The sequence below is a fragment of the Gilliamella sp. B3022 genome (assembly GCF_028751545.1).
Taxonomy (GTDB): Bacteria; Pseudomonadota; Gammaproteobacteria; order Enterobacterales; family Orbaceae; genus Gilliamella.
In genome coordinates, this window is the sequence record NZ_CP071867.1 from 1,090,351 (window position 1) to 1,111,001 (window position 20,651).

Genomic DNA, 20,651 nt, shown 5'->3' on the forward strand with positions numbered 1-20,651 from the left:
CAGATTCTCCGCTGATTTAATCAGTTTTCATTTTCCTCTTCTGGCTGAGATACTAATCCAGAAATTGATCTTGATGGTACAACTGTTGAGATAGCATGTTTATAAACCATTTGGCTTACAGTATTTTTTAGTAATATAACAAATTGATCAAATGATTCGATTTGACCTTGTAATTTAATACCATTAACCAAATAAATTGATACAGGAATATGCTCGCGACGAAGCAAATTCAAATAAGGATCTTGTAATGACTGCCCTTTTGACATGAGATTATCCTTTAAAATGAAATAATATGAAGATTGAAATTATATTTTCAAAAATAAATATCTATTGTAATTACAATTATAGAATATTTACGTAAGTAAATATCAAAATAACATAAAAAACACGGTACTTGAACCGATCAATTGCAATTTATGCACAAATAACTAAATTTTTAATAACTTTACATTAACTAGACAAAATAATATACGAAACCGCCTCATTAATCTAAAATATTTTAACAAAACTAAATAAACTATCAATAAATAAAAAGACCAAGTAATAAGCAATGAAAATATCTATTTGAAATTAAAAGAGATGATTTAAAATATTTTCCATATTATTTCTATTTAACCATGTGACAGGTTGCTTCCAACCACGAAGCCAGGTAATTTGCCGTTTTGCTAATTGACGAGTAGCACAAATACCTTTGAATACCATTTCATCATAACTGGTATCGCCACTTAAATATTCCCACATTTGGCGATAACCAACGCAGCGAATAGAAGGTAGATTTAAATGAAGATCGGAGCGCTGCATAAGTTTTTTCACTTCATCTTCAAAACCTTGATCTAACATCTGTAAAAAACGTTGCTCAATATGCTTATGAAGTTCAGCTCTATCATCTGGCATTATAGCAAATTGCATAATATCATATGGTAAAGCTTTACCACTTTCTTGAGTTAGCTCGGTTAAACTTTTACCTGTGATAAGATAAACTTCTAAAGCACGATTTAGACGCTGTGGATCATTAGGATGAATACGCTCAGCCGATATAGGATCAATTTTTTGCAATTCTTCATGAATCGCTTGCCACCCCATTTTATTAGCTTTTTCTTCTATTTGTTTACGTATTTCCATGTTGGCAACAGGAAGCGGAGATAGCCCTTCAATTAGCGCTTTAAAATATAACATGGTGCCACCTACTAACAATGGAATGCGTCCTTTGTTTAGGGTTTTTTCAATTTCGACAATCGCATCATGCCGAAAATTAGCTGCTGAATAACTTTGTGCTGGATCACAAATATCAATCAATTTATGCGGATATTTATGTTGTTCTTTTTTAGTTGGTTTTGCCGTCCCAATATCCATTCCGCGATAAATTAGTGCGGAATCAACACTAATAATATCAATAGGATAACGATCATAAAGAGCCATTGCAAATGCCGTTTTACCCGATGCTGTGGGTCCCATTAATGAAATAATTTTTGGTTTGTTCATGATAAAATCGATTGAGTAAATAATTGTATATCAATTGGATATAAAAAAGTTTGTTGCTGTAACAAATTAATATCTATCTGTTCTAACTGAGCCAATAACTGAATCACTTTAGCTACGCTCCAACATACTGTATGACTGTCATCATACTGATTTGCTAACCAATTAGCTATCTGTGTTGGATTTAAAACTTCCTGTTCTGATTCTGATATAAAACTAATTAATGCTGGCAAAGTTTGTTGCCAATTCATAGCCCGCAACATTTTAGGCACATTTTCTAAGTACAATTTAGCTTTATCTATATAAAAATCAAAACCTAAAAATTGTAATTGTTTTTGATAATTAGTAATCACTTGCTGTTCTTTATGATCTATTAATATCGTTAAAGGTATCAATAATTTTTCCGATTCTTGAGATAATAATTTAATTGTGGTCACTTTTTTTTGGGCCACAGGTAATTTCATTAACATTAATTTTTGCTGATTATCTTCAAACTTTTCAAGCAACGCCATATCAGATTGAATGATAGTTAATACTCGACCAAATTGCACTAATGATGAACTATCAAGTTGCTGTTGTAATGATTGTAATGGCATATTTCGTTTAGGAAATAATGCTTCAATAACTGCTTGTTGAGGTGCAGTTATTAAACCATCATCTTCTGTTGGCTGAAATGATTGAGGCTGAGTTTTTTCTATTTCTGTTTTTGGATTAATTTCAACTAATTGACCATAAATTGCATTTTCTTTAATGTGATTGATCGGTTTTTTAGTTAATGAGCTCATTGTTGGATAATTTTTATGCTCAGTTTCTATTTGTTGATTAAAGATATTTTCACCGGCAGCTTGTCGATTCGGAGCCATTATCACTTTTTCTTTATATGTGTACGGTTGATTTGATTCAAGAGCCATGACAATTGCTTGATAAACAAAATCATGTACTAATCTCGCTTCATGAAAACGAACTTCGTGTTTCGCGGGATGCACATTAACATCAACTTGTTTAGGATCAATTTGTAAAAATACAACATAACTTTGTTGCTCATTAGTACGGCTATTGTATGCTTGTCGCAATGCATGATTGAGCAATTTGTCCTTGATGACACGGCCATTAACATAAAAGTATTGCAGTTCACTGCTTTCACTGCTGGTGACCCAACCTTGAATCACTAAATCATCGTGTTGCCAATCAAGTTTCACTGCTTTTTGCATAAATGCTCGACCGCAAACTAATTCCACTCTTTTTTTTAATTCAGATGCTCGATACTGTTTAACCAATTTACCATTATGTTGCAAATTAAATGAGACATCAGGACGAGCCAGCGCAATGCGTCGCACAAATTCCTCAATATGCATAAATTCGGTTTTTTCCGTTTTTAAAAAACGGCGCCTTGCAGGAGTATTATAGAATAGATCAAGAACTTCAACTGTTGAACCAATAGGATGCGCAGCGGGTTTAATAGTTGGCGTCATATCTCGACCTTCTGCATAAACTTGCCATGCTTCAGTCTGTTCTACTGTTCTCGAAGTTAAAGTTAATCTTGAAACAGAACTAATACTTGCTAGTGCTTCACCACGAAATCCGAGACTAATAATTGCATCGAGATCATCTAACGTACTGATTTTACTGGTTGCATGACGTGCTAAAGCAAGTGCTAATTCATCTTTAGTAATACCACAACCATTATCACGAATACGAATTAATTTACAGCCGCCTTGCTCAATATCTATATCAATTTGAGTACTACCCGCATCAAGGCTATTTTCAACTAATTCTTTAATAACTGATGCAGGGCGCTCTACTACCTCACCTGCCGCAATTTGATTCGCTAATTGGGGAGATAGAATATGGATTGCCATTAATGTTGTGCTCCAAATTTAGGATTCTGTTTTACATAGTTTTTTATACCTTGATAAATGGCTTTAGCAATCTTATCTTGATGGGCATTACTGCTTAACAGACGTTCTTCGTCTAAATTAGAAATAAAACCAACTTCAATCAAAATCGACGGAATATCAGGTGAACGTAAAACACCTAAACTTGCATATTCTGGCTGATTTTTATGAAGCTTAGTTACACTTTTTATTGACGTTAAAACTTGCATTGCTAATTCATAACCTACTCGCTGAGAATAAGAAAATTGTAAATCTAAGACCGCTTGACTTAAATGACGATTATTATCTTCAGCAAGAGCATCGCCAGCTCCGCCTAATAATTGAGATTGTTTTTCATCTTGTTCAAGCCAACGACCAAGCTCAGTATCAGCCCGTTTGGTCGATAAGACCCAAATTGACGCACCTGTTGCGTTACGATTTGGGGCTGCATCAGCATGAATAGAAACTAATAAATTAGCTTTATTTTTTCGAGCGATTTCTGAACGCTGTGGAACCGAGATAAAAGTATCACTACTACGGGTTAATACCCCTTTAAAACTAGGATCTTTATTTAACAAATTAGTTAATTTTTTGGCAATTGAAAATGTAACTGTCTTTTCATATAAATTGCTTTGACCTATTGCGCCAGAATCTTTACCACCATGTCCTGCATCAACGGCAATCACTACTTTAGCTGCATAAGCTGAGTTACAAAGCAATAAAAACATTAAAAAAGTAAGTAATTTTTTCATCATCTTTTACCGTTAATGTGTATTGTTAAAAATTAATAATCGTTCGACCCTTTTGACTTTTTGCTTGCACGCAAGCCGTACGTTCACAGGATAAATAAGCCAAATGAATTTCAATGTCAGCACTTGGTAGTATACCTTTCGCTTGTTCAGGCCATTCAATTAAACAGATCGAACGCGAAGAAAAATATTCACGGATACCCATAAACTCAAGTTCTTCAGAATCAATTAATCTATATAAATCAAAATGATAAACAGAAAAGCCATCGAATTGATACGGTTCAACTAAAGTATATGTTGGACTTTTGACATTACCTGTATGACCTAATTGTTGTAAAAATCCACGACTAAAAGTAGTTTTACCAGCACCAAGATCACCAATTAAATAAAGAATTATCGTATCATCTTGATTCAATAAATAGTTTAAACATTGCTTAGCAAGTTTGCTACCCAATGAAATGGTTGCGTGCTCATCGGCTAAAATAATTGGTTTCATGAGGAATTCTTTGCTCAATAAATAGTCCTTATTATATACTAATAACCATTAAAGATGTACCAAACAAGATTAACTTGCTTTTCTGTCAAAAAGTTTCAGGTTAACTATACGTTTAAGTATAAAAAAAGTGAGAATTATGTTACATACTATTTCAACAGCCAACCAATCAACTGTAAATACACAATTCATATCACAACACGATGCCGTTTTATTCTGGCAAAATGGTGTGATTATTGCGCTAAAAAATAATCCATTATTAGATGATATTATCGAAAAAACTGCACATTGCTACATCATCGATAATGATATTCAAGCTCGTGGATTACTCCCATTTATTGATCCAAGAGTTAAAATTATCAATATGCAGCAAACCGTTGAATTAACGGCAATCAACTACCCACAAATGAATTGGCAATAATATGATTTTTCGTTGACATACCCAGCCTGTCAGTTTTAATTACCTTAATCATTGTGTTTTATTATAGATAATTATGATGTTTTAAAATAATCTCAGCTAATTTGCAAATCTAACTCTCTGGGTTTAATATAATTTTCAATCGTTTTAATGAATATTTAAATCTTAATGACAAATTTATTAACAGTATCAGAATGTATTGGTCGTTTAAAAAATGGTGATGTAATTGCTTACCCTACCGAAGCCGTTTTTGGATTGGGTTGTGATCCCAACAATGAAATTGCTGTATTAAACCTGCTACAGTTAAAGCAGCGATCAATTGATAAAGGGCTAATTTTAATTGCGAGTGATTATCAGCAACTGCTTCCTTATATTGATGATTCAACTCTCAATAAAGAGCAAAAGAGGTTAGCATTTACCAGCTGGCCTGGACCTGTCACTTGGATTTTTCCTAAAAATAAAACAACTCCCTATTTTTTAACAGGCAAATTTGATTCTATTGCAGTGCGAGTCACTAATCATCCTTTAGTTTGTCAGCTTTGTGATTTATTTGGTAAACCACTCATCTCATCAAGCGCTAATCTTTCAGGTCATAATCCCTGCCGAACAATTTTTGATGTAAAACAACAGTTTGGAGAATGTTTTCCTGTTTTAAGAGGTGAAACAGGTCATCGTTTACAACCTTCTGAAATTAGAGATATAAGAACAGGTAATATCATTCGAGAAGGATAACTTTATGCAAAATTTGTATATTGGTGTAATGTCAGGTACCAGTATGGATGGTATTGATATTGCTTTAGTAAATATAACAGATAGAAAAATTACCTCAATCGCTAGTAATTGCTACCCAATGCCAGCCAATTTAAAACAACTTCTACTTACTCTATGCGAAACCAAACAGACCACATTACAAAATTTAGGTGAAATTGATCACAGACTTGGCCAACTTTTTGCAGATAGTATAAATCAATTTTTAAAAGATAATCAGATTGAAAAACATCAAATTACAGCGATTGGATGTCACGGACAAACCATCTATCACGCACCAAATGGTGCTAATCCGTTCACCATGCAAATTGGAGATGCGAATATTATTGCGGCAAAAACAGGAATAACCACTATAGCAGATTTTCGACGTAAAGATATGGCTTATGGGGGACAAGGCGCACCACTCGTGCCAGCTTTTCATAACGCGGTATTGCAAGATCCGAATATCAATCGCGTGATACTTAATATTGGCGGAATAAGTAATATTACTGTATTAATTCCTCAATACCCTATTATAGGTTATGACACTGGTCCAGGTAATGTATTATTAGATGGATGGATTAAAGAGCAGTTAGGAAAAAACTATGATCAAGATGGACTATGGGCGAAAACAGGTAGCATTAATCCAGATTTATTAAATTATCTTTATAAGGAAAATTATTTTCAAATACCTGCTCCTAAAAGTACTGGACGAGAACTATTTAATTTATCTTGGTTACATAATAAATTAGTAGGAATGCATTTATCTGCGCAAGATATCCAAGCAACATTAGTCGAGTTTACTGTTTTATCTATTTCTGAAGAAATAAAAAAATTACCGATAAATAATAGATTATCTTGTGAGCTGTTAGTTTGTGGAGGTGGTGCAAAAAATCCTCTCATAATGGAACGATTATCAAGATTACTACCAAAATGGCAAGTTTTGATTACTGATGTGAAAGGCATAAACAGTGCTGATATGGAAGCGATTGCTTTTGCTTGGCTTGCTTATTGTAGGATGAATAATATTCCATCTAATATTCCAGAAGTAACTGGAGCAAACCAAGCAGTAAGCTTAGGGGTTATTTATCAATAATAACCTTTATTCTGACAATTTTGATTGCTTATTATAACCAATTAATTCAGATATTTTGGCGGCAGATTGGCTAATTTCACCGACAAGTTTAGCTTCATCTTCTGCTGTATTACATCTAAAGATAGAGGTTGATAAACTTAAGGCTGCAATAATATTACCTAAACGATTATAAATTGGCACTGCAAAACAACGTAAACCAAGCTCTGACTCTTCATCATCTTTGCCATAACCTAAACGTTTAACTTCATCGAGTTCAGCAAAAAATGCCTCTTTATTGGTGATTGTTTTAGGTGTGTATTGAACAAAATTAATACTATTAACTAAGCTTTTTTTACTTTCATCATCTAACCAAGCTAATAATACTTTACCTAATCCACTGGCATGCACAGTCGCTTGATTGCCTATTTTAGAAGTTAAACAAAGACTGTATTGTTCTGATGCCACTTTATTAATGTAGATAATTTGGTCACCTTCACGAACAGCTAAATGAATCGTTTCTTTAGTTTTATCCCTTAACTTTCTCATTTCCAAATCAGCAATAGCTAAAAAGTTTTGGTGATAAAGCACTCGGTTGCCTAAATCAAGTAATTTCAAATTAAGAGAATATTTATCTGAATCTTCTTCTTGATTAACATAACCTAATGATTTCATGGTTTGTAAAAAACGATAGGCTGTGCTTTTGGGCATCATTACTTTTTGCGATAATTCTGATATAGCAATGTCTTTAGATTCGGATAAAGCTTCTAAAATTCCGAAAACTTTTAAAACCGAAGCAACCGATTCTGGTGAGCTATCATTCATTATTAGCACATCTCCTTACTAAAAATTAGTCATTATTCTATTATTAAATGATCAACTAGAACAAATCAAAACTATCGAAAGTATATCATAATTAATAATGAGTCGTTACTAGCTATTTTATAAAAAATCTAATCTTTGAGGAGTAAACATATCAAGCAAAACGCCAGCTTGTTTGCAAACACAACCATGTTCAATATTGGGTTTTTTATATAATGTATCACCAGCACGAACAATCTTAGTCTCATCACCGATAGTAAATTCAAATTCACCAGACAAAACATAGGTTAGTTGTTCATGTGGATGATGATGCATCGCACCAATTGCGCCAGTTTCAAAATGAACTTCAACCGCCATCATATTACCATCATGAGCTAAAATTTTACGTTTAACCCCATTTCCTAAATCAATTAATTCAATATCTGAATTAAAACAAAACATGACATTACTCCTAAATTTATAAAAAAAACAGAGATAATAAATAACATCCTTTTATTTTATTATCTCTTAAATTATCTAATTTTTAACCTTATTTTATTAAGGTTGCTTACCAATATAAGCTAAAATACCACCATCAACATAAAGAATATGCCCGTTAACAAAATTTGAAGCTTCCGATGCTAAAAATACGGCTGCTCCAGCCAAATCATCAGGAGTCCCCCATCGCCCTGCCGGTGTTTTAGCGATAATGAACTGATCAAATGGGTGACGAGAACCATCTGCTTGTTTTTCACGTAATGGCGCAGTTTGAGGAGTGGCAATATAACCTGGACCAATACCGTTACATTGAATATTGGCATGCCCAAATTCAGAACAGATATTTTTGGTTAACATTTTTAAGCCACCTTTAGCCGATGCATAACCAACAACTGTTTCACGACCAAGCTCGCTCATCATTGAACAGATGTTGATGATTTTGCCACTTCCTTTTTTGATCATTGAAGGAAGGACAGCTTTTGCCATAATAAATTGACCAGTCAGGTCGATATCAATAATTTTTCGATAATCTGCCGCACTTGTTTCAAGCATCGATTTGCGCTGTATAATACCTGCATTATTAACTAAAATATCAATCACACCATGTTCTTTTTCAATTTGAGCAATCGATTTTTCAACAGCATCTTCATCTGTAATATCAAATAGATAGCCATGGGCATCAATACCAGCAGCGTTATAAGCTTCAAGTCCTTTTTGCAAGTTTTCTGGTACCACATCATTAAATACGATTTTCGCTCCCGCACCAGCCAATGATTTTGCTATTTCAAAACCGATGCCGTAAGAAGCACCCGTTACCAGCGCTATTTTATTATTGAGTGAAAATTTATTTAAAATCGACATAATTTTATTCTCCGTTATAGTTATGATAGACAAAATGGGTCTATCACATTTCTTCTAATATGTTAGCGGGCACTTTAGTTAAATAAAGTGCGGGTTCATCTTGCGCATCACACGAATATAAAACGTATTTATTATCAGGTGAAAACGATGGATGGGGATGAGTAACTTGACGATCACCATCTAAAACACGCCATGTACTGTTATGCTTAACCAATTTATGTGCTGTTTTTGTTCTAGGTGCCAAAATATAAAGCCATGGATCATTTTCAATTTTATAGCCATTTGTATCAATTACGTCAACAGGACTGCCTGTTCCATCACCAATATAAAGTGTACCATCAAAATTACTCATTAAGTGTGAGCAAGCTGGCATTGCCATAATCTCTTTATCTTCATTTGTCATCGGATTATAAAGACGGATATATCGTTCTTGCTGTCCTTTCATATAAGACACATAGGCAAGTCCTGATCCATCTGGTACCCAAAATTCATGAGTGCAACTCTCACCAGGTAAATTATCATGCGCTTTTCGTTCATTTTGACCATCACGATCAACCAACCAAATTCTTGCATCAACTAAATCATGAGGCCCTTCATGGCAAAATGCGATAGTTTTATCATCAAAAGGTCTAAAAATTGGGTGACCTAACCATACATTCTGATCAATAACTGTTTTGGCTACACCTGTTTTAATATCAATCTTGATTAAACGGCAGTGCGGGTTTTTATCATAAAATGCTTTAAATATTGTCCAGTCGGTAAGTGGCGTCCAATCTTTTTTATCAATTTCAATGCCTACAATTTCATTACAATCACTATTAGCAACCCATGTACCGTAACCAACCCATTCATCAGGTACTGTATAAATATTTTTTTCTTCTAACGTTTCAAGATTAACTTGTTGCAAGTTGCGTTCATTTTTCACATAGTACAAAAATTTATCGTCTGGCGATAAAAAACCACCAAAGGTATTATCACCAGGTCCTTCGGTAAGTTGTTTTGCTGTTTGGTTTTCAATATCAAGTAAATAATAGTTACGATGAGTATCAAATTCACCCGCAAAAAGTAGCTTTTGACCATCATTGGTAAAGCACTTTTGATAAAAATAATTACGATGGCATAAAATACCTTCTGGCGTTAACCGGATAATTTCATTTTTCGAATCTTCATCTGTAAATGATGAATATGACAGCCTTACGATATTCCCCTTAGCCATATAAACTCCCTGAATATGAATATACAAATGTTTAAAAGATGCTCATTTATAAAATATAGTAATATAAAAAGTGTGATGATTTTGTGACTTTCATCACATTGCAATAATTTTATTAAAACATCGTTTTATTTTACTTAAATAAATTGATATATTTTTTTGCGAGTTTATAATGAAAGTAAAAAGTACTTAGAACAAATTACGAAACTTTGTTATGTAACTGATTATTATTTCAATCAAAAATAGAGGGAAATCATGAAAATAGCATTAATGAACGAATTTAGCCAAGCAGCTAAAAATCCGATTATTTTAAATGAATTAAAAAACGCAACAGAGAAACATGGACATACAGTTTTTAATGTTGGTATGGATAGCGACAATGATAAAAAATTAACTTATGTTCATTTAGGTATTATTAGCGCTATTTTATTAAACAGCAAAGCCGTTGATTTTGTTATCACAGGATGTGGTACAGGACAAGGCGCATTAATGGCATTAAATGCATTTCCTGGTGTTAATTGTGGTTATTGTATTGAACCTACGGATGCTTATTTGTTTGCACAAGTAAATAATGGTAATGCATTATCACTCGCTTTTGCTAAAGGTTTTGGTTGGGGTGCTGAACTCAATGCTCGTTATATTTTTGAAAAAGCCTTTGATGGCGAAAAAGGATTAGGTTATCCGCCTGAACGTCGTGAATCTCAAAATGCTAATGCTGTAATTTTAAATGATATGAAAAATGCAGCAGGAAAAAGTTTAATTGAAGCATTGAAAGCAATTGATCAATCATTACTTAAAGATGCGATCAAAGGTGAACGATTCCAAAAATGTTTATTTGAAAACAGCAAAGATCCAGACATTACCGATTATATCAGAAGTTTACTAGATTAATTTAGAATTTATTATTTACTACATCCTACAATTTTGTGCCATTTCAACTTAATTGATGAAATGGCACATTTCATTATTTTTAATCGTTTATATTTAGTGAATATCTATAACGATATAATTTAAATATAAATTTTAATTTCCAATATATTTTCTTCAAAAAATAGTTAAACGCATTTAACAACATATTAGATAATAAAAATTAAAGAATGAGATGGATAATTGCAAAGATTAAAAGCGCTAAATCTTACTAGATCTAGCACTTTATTATTTTAATTATTTAGCTTTATTTTTTTCGATTAGCGTTTTTAGCTCTTTTGGTAACACTATATTACCGTTTTTATCTCGAGTGATTTTAAAGTCACTATTTCCTTTCCATAATTGATTGCTGGTTACAGATTTAAAATCTTTACTTTTAATCTGTGGTCCAAATGAATCTTTTATCGCTGATTGCCAGCTATCACGAATAGAATAATTGTGTTCAAAAATGACCACTGGTTTTAAAAATTCATAGGGATTAGCGCGTAAAATATAATTATACCTCGCACTATTGATCGAAAGATTATTCTTCATGATATAAGAACCAGTATTAAAATTATCAGTAAAGCCATCCATATTATTATTTAAGGAAATTGAATTGATAATTTTATGATTTACCGGTTGACCTTCTGCTCCTAATTTAAAGCCATTACCTATACTCCCTGTAGCAATATTGGGTTTTGAAAAAGGAAAACCGTTTGAATAAGTAACTGAACTGTCAATTAATACAGGTTCATTTGGGCCATCTTCAATCTTGTTATAAAGATCGAAACCATCATCAGTATTATTATGAGCAATACACCCTCTAAATACATTCCCTTTACCAACACCCAATTTAGCGGCAAAACCATCAGCATTTTTACCTGATTTATCCATATTATTATAAGAATCGGAGTTAAGAATTAGGTTATAAGATGGCCAATAAATTCGATTTTGATTTTTCTTTTTAGCTGAGATTGCCAAACCGGTATCACTATTATTACGTGTAATAACTTGATCAATCACATTATGACTACCCGAAATTCTTAAATAAGCTGGTTTATTGTCTTTATCATCAATATTTCCATCAAAGATAACCTGCTTAATAGCCCAATAGTTGCTATCTAAATTAAACGTAGTGTTAATAAAAATCGCTTTATGCTTATTAATGGCTTGTATGGTTTTTAATTTACCGGGTAATCCACTTAATTGAGCCGGAAGAGTCATGCCGTCATAATAACCATCCATCAAATGAATAACACCGCCCGGTTCAACGCTATTAACAGCCGTTTCGAAATCAACCGGTGATTGTTTGGTACCTTTATTATCCTTTTTACCTTCTGGCGACACAATAATATTAGATAAATTTTCAATCGATGATTTATTTAGATTAATTGTAAAAATTTGCGTATTATTTTTAGCATTATCAGTAAACTCAACAGTAAAGGTATTAGTTCCATCTTTTAGCTGAGCTGGAAACTGTAATAACTTACCAACTTCCGCATTCAACGTTTTATTAATTTCTTTAACAAATACGGTACCTGAAGTATTTGGAAAAAACTGTAGTGTATAATTTTTACTATATACATTTTGTGGTGATGATAAGATTAACGTTGGTTTAATATCAACAATTACCTCAGGTTTAGTGGGTAATTTATCATAGTCAACCATTTCATCATTAAGGGTTAATTTAGAATTTTTAAACTCAACTTTTGCGTTTCTAGAAGCAAAAAAGCCGACATAAATATTTTTGTTATCTTGTTGATTTAAGAATCCTGAATAATCATTGGTTGCCCACTGTTTCTCTTCACCAGTCGCATTATTTTTCATCGATAAGATAAATTGATCTGCCGTTCTGGTCATTGTTAAATGCATACTTTTAACGTCAACATAATTAACATGTTCAACATAACCAACTTTCTCAATTGATATGCCTTCATTACCCCATGCTTTTTTTACACCATCACGTACTAAGCCGGTTACTTTTACTAAATTATCATTTTTTTGATTTTGAGTAATTAATGCATTCATAATTACATTTGAAGCATTTGGAAACTCCTCATAACCAGCCGGCTGAGGATCACTTCTAGCAACCCCAATAGTATCACGAGCAAATAAACCAACCGCTTCTTGAGCGGCAGGCGTTTTTCCATCCACTTCAGGTCCTATTTGCTCTAAGGTAACATCACTTTCTAAAGTAAAAGTTTGATTAACGGGTAATTGAGTATAAAAAACCACCATTCCATCATGCGAGTTAGCAATTTTACCGCCTCGACTCTCTAAATAGAAATCTGACGGCAATTGATAAGGTTGATTTGGAACTAAATGATCTTTTTGACCAGCAATCCAGGCATTATTGGTTCCCACTTTTTCAGGCTTGATAAGTGAGGCAAAATTTAAGTCAGTCGATTGGCCAAATGCTATCGCTTTCCACTCTTGTGCAGAAGCTGAGCTAACATAAAGCGTAGACAGACAAAGTATTGAAGTTAATATTTTTTTCATTATGGGTCCTAACATTTTTGTTTATTTCAATAATTCTAAAGCTTTCCACTACCGACTAATCGATCAGAGTTTTTACTAAATTGCTTAATATCATCCACACTATATTGATAAGGCACAGACCAATACAAATTATCAACAAAACCGCATGACGCTAATTTCAACTTAGATTGATTAAATAAAGAATTTTTATCCCGAAGGTTATCGCCTTTAAACTGTTTAGCTACTTTGCAGTTATCTTTTAAACCATCAATCATAAAGTGATTATTTTCCGAAAGCACACTGCCTTTATAGCCTAAGCCAATAGAGTATTGATATGGGTATACAGTTTTAGATTTATTAACCGATCCTTTAAACAGGTTGTTATACATGTGGATTTTGCCGAACCTTACTCTTGGTGCGCGTTGAGTAATGTCTAAAAAAACATTATGATGAAGCGTGATATTTAACTTATTCTCATCCTGATCAGCATTTTTATCACTATGGCCAATTAACATAGTTTTATCATGATTTTCAAATAGACAATAAGAGATAGTAATAAAATTACTACCACGCTTAATATCCAATAAACCATCATGTTGTACATATTTCCAGCCATCTTTTTTCTGGTACATATTATCGGTAAATTTACCATCAGTTAGAGTAACATGATCAATCCAAACATAAGTTGAGGAAATAATGTTTATTCCATCCCATTCGGCATTCCATCCATCTCCCTCTTCAAATTTTGGTGCAACATCAATTGGTGCTTCAATTTTTAAATTTCGAATAATGACATTATTTACATTAGATAAAATAATAGAACCATTAATAAAACCCGCTTCTTTACCCACACCAATTAACGTAGTATTACTAGGAATTTTGATCAGCGAACGTGACTTTTGATCATCAAAGTCTTTGTAAGGTTTGTCTTCACTAATGTCTACAATCCCAGAGATTTGTATAATACGAGGTTCATCTTTATTTATTTTAATAGCTTCTAAAAGATCTTTCTTATTGTTAACTAAAAAGATCATTTCTTGTTTAGCTTTAGAACCTCCTGTTGTTCCAACATTTGTTACTGAATTGTATCCGCCAAAACCATTTTCAGGTGCAACATCAAGAGCCTGTTTAACTTTTATTGGCGCAGGTGATAAAGCATAACTGGTAAAACTATATGAGTTAATTGCTAATGGAATTAACACAGCTATTAGTCGTTTTTTCATTTTAATTGATACCCTAATTTTTTTGATTAATTTTATTAAGATCCACAACAGCATCTTGTTTTAATAGAGGATCGTTGTTAATAGCTGTTGCAATAATCTTAGCTATTGCTTGTGCACCTTTTTCTTGAAAATGCGTAGCATCCGGATTGTTAATCACGCCAGAAGTTTGATTTTTATAATAAGGATATTTAGGATCATTAGGATCTACAGCTAACCAGTAAGACTGCCAGTCATCCTTGTGTTGGTTGGCAAAATCAATACTGAATGACTCCAAATCAATTAAAGCTACTTGATTAACTTTAGCCGTATGTTTAATCGTATTCGAATAATCTCCCCAATATGCAAAACCAGGTTTATTGGCGGTATAATGCATATGACTAACAGGATTGGTACTTTGATTTTGATGAGCAATGTTATTATTTTTATCTTTATAACGGGTGACTGGTGTCATCAAAATTGGCGTCATATCCAACGCGTTTGCCACAGCGAGATAACCTTCTAAAGAGGATTGGAATGACATATTTTCTTGCGTTGATGGATACTGTTTTTGATTATTATCATCATTAGGATAAGTGCATAAATTAGCAACATCCACTTTACCTCGTTTCGGATTGTTGCCGTTACATTTTTCATCATTATGTCCAAAAGCGATGATCATATAATCGCCTTTTTTCATTAAAGGGATCAGTAAATCGAACCATCCTTCAGTTTTGAAACTACGGCTTGAACGGCCTGACTGTGCGCCATTGATGACAACCGTATCAGCCTTATCATCAATAAACTGATCAAAAACTTGGCCCCATCCCATTCTTGGATAAACTTTTTTATCATAGTTGGACGCAGTCGAATCACCCAAAATAAAAATACGTTGCTTAGCATTTATATTTCTTTCTTTTTGCTTAACTGCCTGATCATAATCAAAAGGTGAATCTTGGCTAATAGGTCTTAAACGCATATCAAACAATACAGTACCACTTACTTTACCAGTAGAAGAATCGTATCCACGATTAAAGTACATTACATTAAGTAGCTTGTTAATATCTGAATTTGCAGTAGTAAGTGGATCAAATAAATTAGCCATAATGCCTACTTGGCGTAATGCTTTATCAAACAGCAAATGATATTTTTTATAAGCATGGCTTAATGAAGCATCATCTATTGAAAAAGATAATTGATTATCAGTAAATTGTTCTGGGCCTAGAAGATTGATTTGTTTAGCTAGTTCACTAGTTAAAAAATCAGTTAATGGATTAATATTAACAGTATTTTTTTCATCTTTTTGTAAGGTATGAACGTATGAAACCAAACAATTACCGTTACACATTTGCCCTTCATCCGCTTTTCGGGCAAGTGAGTTTTCATTACTAAAAACAATTAGTGGTGGAGTCAGTTCAGAAACATCTTGTTGATAAAACCCATCGCTATTAGTCGCCGTTTTTAAAATTTTATTATTCACATCACGGACTATCACCGATGAAACAACTGGTTTATTAACATAAACATAACCTTGTATTACCGTACTTGCCAATACTTGATTGATTGAAGTGACAACCAATAAAAATCCGAAAAAAATTTTCTTTATCATTTTTTCACCACTAACTGTTTTTAACACTTTTATCGATTAAAATAAATAAGATAATCCTAGTGCTAACTTAGCTTCCCTTGCGTCAGAATGAACACTTTTTGCCACATCTTCTGCAGCAAAGTTAACTTGCCAAACTTTGGTTGCTTGCCAATTTATATCCAGTTCTTGTTGATAATCATGCTTTTTATCATTGTGTAATACATAGTTCCCTTTTAAGTATGAGAAGCGATAGCCAATGTTCCAATCAGGAGTTAGATTAATATCAGCACCTATATCAAAACGATTGCGCGCTCGATTATCGACATAACCTTGAACACTATCTTCGCGTTTACTTCTTGAAACTTTGCGATATTCAAATCGATATTGGCCATAAAAAGATAGATCATCACTTTGTAACCAAGTCAATTTTAAAGCGGGAGAATAACGAACACCTGGGCGTTGTGAATCACTTACATCTCCTAACTGATAATCGGGTAAGTTTTCTTTACTTTTAGCCTTATAACCACCACCTGAATAGAATCTAACTTCCATATTTGGTGTTAGTACCCAATTATCAGCCAAATAAAAATTGTAACCTCCATAAATTTGATAATGGCTAGAAACAATATCGTCAAAGAATAATCTATTTTTTAATTGGTTATAAGTATTTACACTTAGACCAACATAGCCTGTCTTATCAAAATCAGTATAAAGACCAAAACTATCGCCATGATAATGTGAAGTTAAACCATAATGATGCGTATATTTAAAATAGGATTTATAAACAAAATCGGAATTTTTGCTATTTGATTGACCAAATGCGTAATTGAAACCAATTTTAAATTTAGCTTGTCGAGTATCGGTCGTTTTATTTTTTGATACATCAGAAATGGAAAAATAAGGACGGAACAATTTTGAATAATTATAGGTAATTTTAAATTCTTGCTCATAATCAGTTTTTTTATTGTTATAAGCTTTATATTCATTTTTAGAAAAACCGTTCTTTAAGGCTTTATAAGAATTGTTAGTATAATCACCAATATAATAGTTAAAGGTATAGGCAAAGTTAAATGCTTTTATACCCGAATACATTAATGCCCAATCTAAACGATTCCTTCCTGTATTACTACTAGCAACATATTTAACTTGTTTGCCAGCTATTTTTGCTCTTTTATAACGTTCAGCATGAGATATTTTCTTCCATTCATAACGATAGCGCAAACTTGTTGACCAATCACTATTAATTTTATAACTATATTTCAATCCTGGTTGATAAAGAGTTGAATCTTTGTTGAAACCTAATTCAAATGATGGAATAATCGATCCCCAGCCATCATCAAGCGTAAGTATTTTTTGAATAACAACACTACCCGATCCACCTTGCATATCATCATATAAAACATCACGTTTGTTTCCACCACCTTCAGTAACACCAAATTTAAATTCATATTGCCAACTATCGTCGGTTTTATGAATTAATTTAATAGTATCCCCATGAATCCTATCCATAGATTTCCAATTATGTTCATATTGAAAGATTGTTTGACCAGAACCAGCGAAGCTACAGATAGGAAAGGTTGATAGAAAAATTAAAAGCGGTATTTTCTTCAATTTAAAATTATTCATTATTGTTTTCCTATTTTTTAAAATGCTGTTTTATATTTTTTAGTATTTTATTAATGTTTTCTGTTAATAAGATCACAATTTAAAAAAACAGTTCAAAAAAATAATAAAAATATGAGATTTATCCTTTTTATTTTTAATACTATTCATATTTGAACTTTTCAAATTAAATAAAGTGTTACCAATATCACATTTCTAAAAAAAATTTTGAAATAAACTTGTACAAATTAAATATTATTCTAATAATATTTTTAAAACAGTATTTCATAATTATTAAGGAAAATAGATTTATGGCTGATAATCAGAAAAAAATAACCTTACTAACCCGATTTTCTTATGGTAGTGGTAATTTAATAGGAAGTGGTGCGTTAGCAATCAGTGCGGCTTGGTTATTATACTTTTATACAACATTTTGTGGACTTTCAGCATTTCAAGCAACGTTAATTTTTTCAATAGCTACCTATTTAGATGTAATTTTAAATCCACTAATGGGGTTTATTACTGATAACTTTAACCATACAAAACTTGGGCGTCGATTCGGACGTCGTCGATTCTTTATCCTATTTGCTATTCCATGTATGATTATTTACCCATTACTTTGGGTAGATGGGATGAATTTCTGGTACTACTTAACAACCTATATTTTATTTGAATTCATCTATACCATGATTATGATTCCATACAATACTTTACCGGTAGAGATGACTAAAAACTTCGATCAAAGAACTTACCTAGCAGGCTCCAAAGCAATGTTTGGTAAAGTTGCCAACTTCTTAGCCGCTGCTATCCCTGGTGTATTTTTCTATCTATTTGATGGTAAAGACTCTCCACTACCATTCTTATTAACAGGTATTACTTATGCATCTATTATGGCGATAGCACTAATTTTACTTTATTTTAATAGCTGGGAAAAATCAGTTGATGAAATTGAAGATGAAACAACTTCTGGCCTTTGGGAAAGTATTGTTAAATTATTTTCAGATGTTTTTTCAACTTTCCGTTTAAAAACCTTTAGAAACCATTTAGGTATGTATCTATTTGGCTTTGGTGCTGAATGGTTATTTGCGGCAACATTTACTTATTTTGTGGTATTTAACTTAGGTCAACCAAAAACCTTCGTTTCACAAATGAACAGTTTAAGCAGTATTTGTCAACTCATTTCTACCGCCTTCTTCATGGCTTGGTGTGTAAAACGTGGATTCAAAAGACCATTTGTCATTGCAATACTAATTGTAATATCTTCAGTAATCGGTTATATCGGTGTTTACTACTTTAACATGCCTTATGTTACATGGATTGTTATTGGTATTACTATTTGGTTTGGTTTAGGAACAGGGGGGGTTTATTACATTCCATGGAGCGTATACACCTTCTTAGCTGACATTGATGAAGTATTAACAGGCAGACGCCGTGAAGGTATTTATGCAGGTGCCATGACCATGGCGGGTAAACTAATGCGCGCAACAATTGTCTTTATTTTAGGTATAGTATTGAAATATTCCGGTTTTGTATCAGGCGTAGATGCTGTTCAACCAGAGAGTGCGGTTACAGCAATCAACTTAGTATTAGTCTTCGGTGTGTGTGGAATGGCACTATTAGGTATCTTCTTCACATATCGTATGAAATTAGATAAATCGACTCATGCACTTATTATTCAAGAGCTTGATAGATTAAAAAACGGTGGTAAAAAACAAGATGCAACACCAGAAATAAGAAGTTTAGTTAAAGAGTTAACTGGATTTGATTATGACAACTGTTTTGGTAATAATAATGTTGGCTTTAAACAACATCATTAAAAATAAGTAAAAATAATAATATCATCAATTGAAAATCATCTGATCTAATCCATTAGATGATTTTTTAATATTTTAAATTAAGCCAAAATTATCTAGTGCTTTAGCAATACCGTCATTATCATTAGTATCTGTAACGTATTGAGCTTTGTCTTTTAGCGTCTTAACTGCATTCCCCATAGCTATTGGATGATCAACGGTTAGGAACATTTCCAAATCATTCATACCATCACCAAAGGCATATGTAGGTACGTCATTAAAACCTTTCATTTTTAATAGTTCACTGATACCTCTTCCTTTTGAACCACCATGATTAAAGACATCAACACAATAAGGAGTATTACGAATAAAAGTGAGTTCAGGAAATAGCTCACGATAAGATGATTCACCTTGCTCACAAAGCAATAACAACATTTGAATCGGTTCTTTTAAATAAATTTGATCATCAACAGAAGGAACATCTTGTTTTAAATAATGGTAAAATTTTTGTGCAGGTTGACTATTTTCACTAATTCGCATCGTCTGATAATTATAAAAAGACAACGGAATATTCGTTTTCTCCCTAGAAAATTCATATAAACGAGTAATGACATTTTTATCAATATTATTGGTAAATACGACCTCTTTTTCATAAACAACGACTTGTCCATTCATCCCTATAATCGAATTTATTCCCGTTTCTTTCATCAAATTAACTACTTCAAGTGGTGTTCTTCCTGTTGCTATTATAGGTATAATATTATTTTTTTTAAGTTTTTTTATTGCATTATAAGAACTCGGCAATAGATCTATATTACTATTAAATAAAGTACCATCTAAGTCAAAAAAAACGATAGCTTCGGGTTTTTTAATCATA

At 32.6% G+C, this 20,651-nt stretch carries 18 protein-coding genes and 1 pseudogene; 5 read left to right on the forward strand and 14 right to left on the reverse strand.

Annotated elements, in window-relative coordinates; translation table 11 throughout:
- Positions 1 to 20: 20 nt before the first annotated feature.
- The 5 genes and pseudogenes from hfq to tsaE all read right to left on the reverse strand — a co-directional run bounded on the left by hfq (position 21) and on the right by tsaE (position 4,598).
- Positions 21 to 266: an RNA chaperone Hfq gene (gene hfq, locus J4T76_RS04925; RefSeq protein WP_267341019.1), complete on the reverse strand. Its 246-nt coding sequence runs from the start codon at positions 264 to 266 to the stop codon at positions 21 to 23.
- A gap of 304 nt (positions 267 to 570) precedes the next feature.
- On the reverse strand, positions 571 to 1,482 hold the full coding sequence (gene miaA, locus J4T76_RS04930; protein ID WP_267341020.1) for a tRNA (adenosine(37)-N6)-dimethylallyltransferase MiaA: 912 nt from the start codon (positions 1,480 to 1,482) through the stop codon (positions 571 to 573).
- Entirely contained in the window at positions 1,479 to 3,338 is a 1,860-nt protein-coding gene (mutL, locus tag J4T76_RS04935) for a DNA mismatch repair endonuclease MutL (protein ID WP_267355925.1), read from the reverse strand. The genes miaA and mutL overlap by 4 nt, the downstream gene beginning before the upstream one ends.
- Before the next feature lie 20 nt (positions 3,339 to 3,358).
- Positions 3,359 to 4,063 (reverse strand): annotated as a pseudogene (locus J4T76_RS04940) (N-acetylmuramoyl-L-alanine amidase); the annotation flags it as partial.
- A 67-nt stretch (positions 4,064 to 4,130) separates the two neighbouring features.
- Positions 4,131 to 4,598, reverse strand: coding sequence for a tRNA (adenosine(37)-N6)-threonylcarbamoyltransferase complex ATPase subunit type 1 TsaE (gene tsaE / locus J4T76_RS04945; RefSeq protein WP_267341025.1), 468 nt, complete (start codon positions 4,596 to 4,598; stop codon positions 4,131 to 4,133).
- Positions 4,599 to 4,734: 136 nt separating this feature from the next.
- On the opposite strand from tsaE, the gene tusB reads away from it, so the two are divergent.
- The 3 genes from tusB to J4T76_RS04960 all read left to right on the forward strand — a co-directional run bounded on the left by tusB (position 4,735) and on the right by J4T76_RS04960 (position 6,856).
- Positions 4,735 to 5,016, forward strand: a complete 282-nt coding sequence (gene tusB / locus J4T76_RS04950; protein ID WP_267341027.1) for a sulfurtransferase complex subunit TusB — start codon at positions 4,735 to 4,737, stop codon at positions 5,014 to 5,016.
- Positions 5,017 to 5,181: 165 nt separating this feature from the next.
- The gene (locus tag J4T76_RS04955; protein ID WP_267341028.1) at positions 5,182 to 5,745 is read left to right on the forward strand and encodes a Sua5/YciO/YrdC/YwlC family protein; all 564 of its coding nucleotides are present in this window, start codon (positions 5,182 to 5,184) and stop codon (positions 5,743 to 5,745) included.
- A 4-nt stretch (positions 5,746 to 5,749) separates the two neighbouring features.
- The gene (locus tag J4T76_RS04960; protein ID WP_267355928.1) at positions 5,750 to 6,856 is read left to right on the forward strand and encodes an anhydro-N-acetylmuramic acid kinase; all 1,107 of its coding nucleotides are present in this window, start codon (positions 5,750 to 5,752) and stop codon (positions 6,854 to 6,856) included.
- 6 nt (positions 6,857 to 6,862) lie between these two features.
- Here J4T76_RS04960 and kdgR read toward each other — a convergent pair whose 3' ends face one another.
- The 4 genes from kdgR to J4T76_RS04980 all read right to left on the reverse strand — a co-directional run bounded on the left by kdgR (position 6,863) and on the right by J4T76_RS04980 (position 10,208).
- Complete coding sequence (gene kdgR / locus J4T76_RS04965) at positions 6,863 to 7,657, reverse strand: DNA-binding transcriptional regulator KdgR (protein WP_267341031.1); 795 nt, start codon at positions 7,655 to 7,657, stop codon at positions 6,863 to 6,865.
- A 117-nt stretch (positions 7,658 to 7,774) separates the two neighbouring features.
- Positions 7,775 to 8,095, reverse strand: coding sequence for a cupin domain-containing protein (locus J4T76_RS04970; protein ID WP_065561895.1), 321 nt, complete (start codon positions 8,093 to 8,095; stop codon positions 7,775 to 7,777).
- Between the two features lie 96 nt (positions 8,096 to 8,191).
- Complete coding sequence (locus J4T76_RS04975; RefSeq protein WP_267341032.1) at positions 8,192 to 8,992, reverse strand: gluconate 5-dehydrogenase; 801 nt, start codon at positions 8,990 to 8,992, stop codon at positions 8,192 to 8,194.
- Between the two features lie 43 nt (positions 8,993 to 9,035).
- Positions 9,036 to 10,208, reverse strand: coding sequence for an oligogalacturonate lyase family protein (locus J4T76_RS04980; RefSeq protein WP_267341033.1), 1,173 nt, complete (start codon positions 10,206 to 10,208; stop codon positions 9,036 to 9,038).
- A 252-nt stretch (positions 10,209 to 10,460) separates the two neighbouring features.
- On the opposite strand from J4T76_RS04980, the gene J4T76_RS04985 reads away from it, so the two are divergent.
- Positions 10,461 to 11,096: an RpiB/LacA/LacB family sugar-phosphate isomerase gene (locus J4T76_RS04985; RefSeq protein WP_267355930.1), complete on the forward strand. Its 636-nt coding sequence runs from the start codon at positions 10,461 to 10,463 to the stop codon at positions 11,094 to 11,096.
- A 273-nt stretch (positions 11,097 to 11,369) separates the two neighbouring features.
- On the opposite strand, the gene J4T76_RS04990 is transcribed toward J4T76_RS04985, so the two are convergent.
- From J4T76_RS04990 to J4T76_RS05005, 4 genes are read right to left on the reverse strand one after another with little or no spacing between them, the layout of a single operon-like run.
- Positions 11,370 to 13,613, reverse strand: a complete 2,244-nt coding sequence (locus J4T76_RS04990) for a right-handed parallel beta-helix repeat-containing protein (RefSeq protein WP_267355931.1) — start codon at positions 13,611 to 13,613, stop codon at positions 11,370 to 11,372.
- Positions 13,614 to 13,648: 35 nt separating this feature from the next.
- Entirely contained in the window at positions 13,649 to 14,815 is a 1,167-nt protein-coding gene (locus tag J4T76_RS04995; protein WP_267341038.1) for a pectate lyase family protein, read from the reverse strand.
- A 13-nt stretch (positions 14,816 to 14,828) separates the two neighbouring features.
- Positions 14,829 to 16,400 (reverse strand): SGNH/GDSL hydrolase family protein, encoded by a 1,572-nt coding sequence (locus J4T76_RS05000; RefSeq protein ID WP_267355933.1) that lies wholly within the window; start codon positions 16,398 to 16,400, stop codon positions 14,829 to 14,831.
- 36 nt (positions 16,401 to 16,436) lie between these two features.
- On the reverse strand, positions 16,437 to 18,005 hold the full coding sequence (locus J4T76_RS05005) for an oligogalacturonate-specific porin KdgM family protein (RefSeq protein WP_267355935.1): 1,569 nt from the start codon (positions 18,003 to 18,005) through the stop codon (positions 16,437 to 16,439).
- 287 nt (positions 18,006 to 18,292) lie between these two features.
- On the opposite strand from J4T76_RS05005, the gene J4T76_RS05010 reads away from it, so the two are divergent.
- Entirely contained in the window at positions 18,293 to 19,798 is a 1,506-nt protein-coding gene (locus J4T76_RS05010) for an MFS transporter (protein ID WP_267341041.1), read from the forward strand.
- A gap of 72 nt (positions 19,799 to 19,870) precedes the next feature.
- On the opposite strand, the gene J4T76_RS05015 is transcribed toward J4T76_RS05010, so the two are convergent.
- Positions 19,871 to 20,650 carry a Cof-type HAD-IIB family hydrolase gene (locus J4T76_RS05015; protein ID WP_267354800.1) on the reverse strand — a complete coding sequence of 260 codons (780 nt, stop codon included), beginning with the start codon at positions 20,648 to 20,650 and terminating at the stop codon, positions 19,871 to 19,873.
- Position 20,651 lies beyond the last annotated feature (1 nt).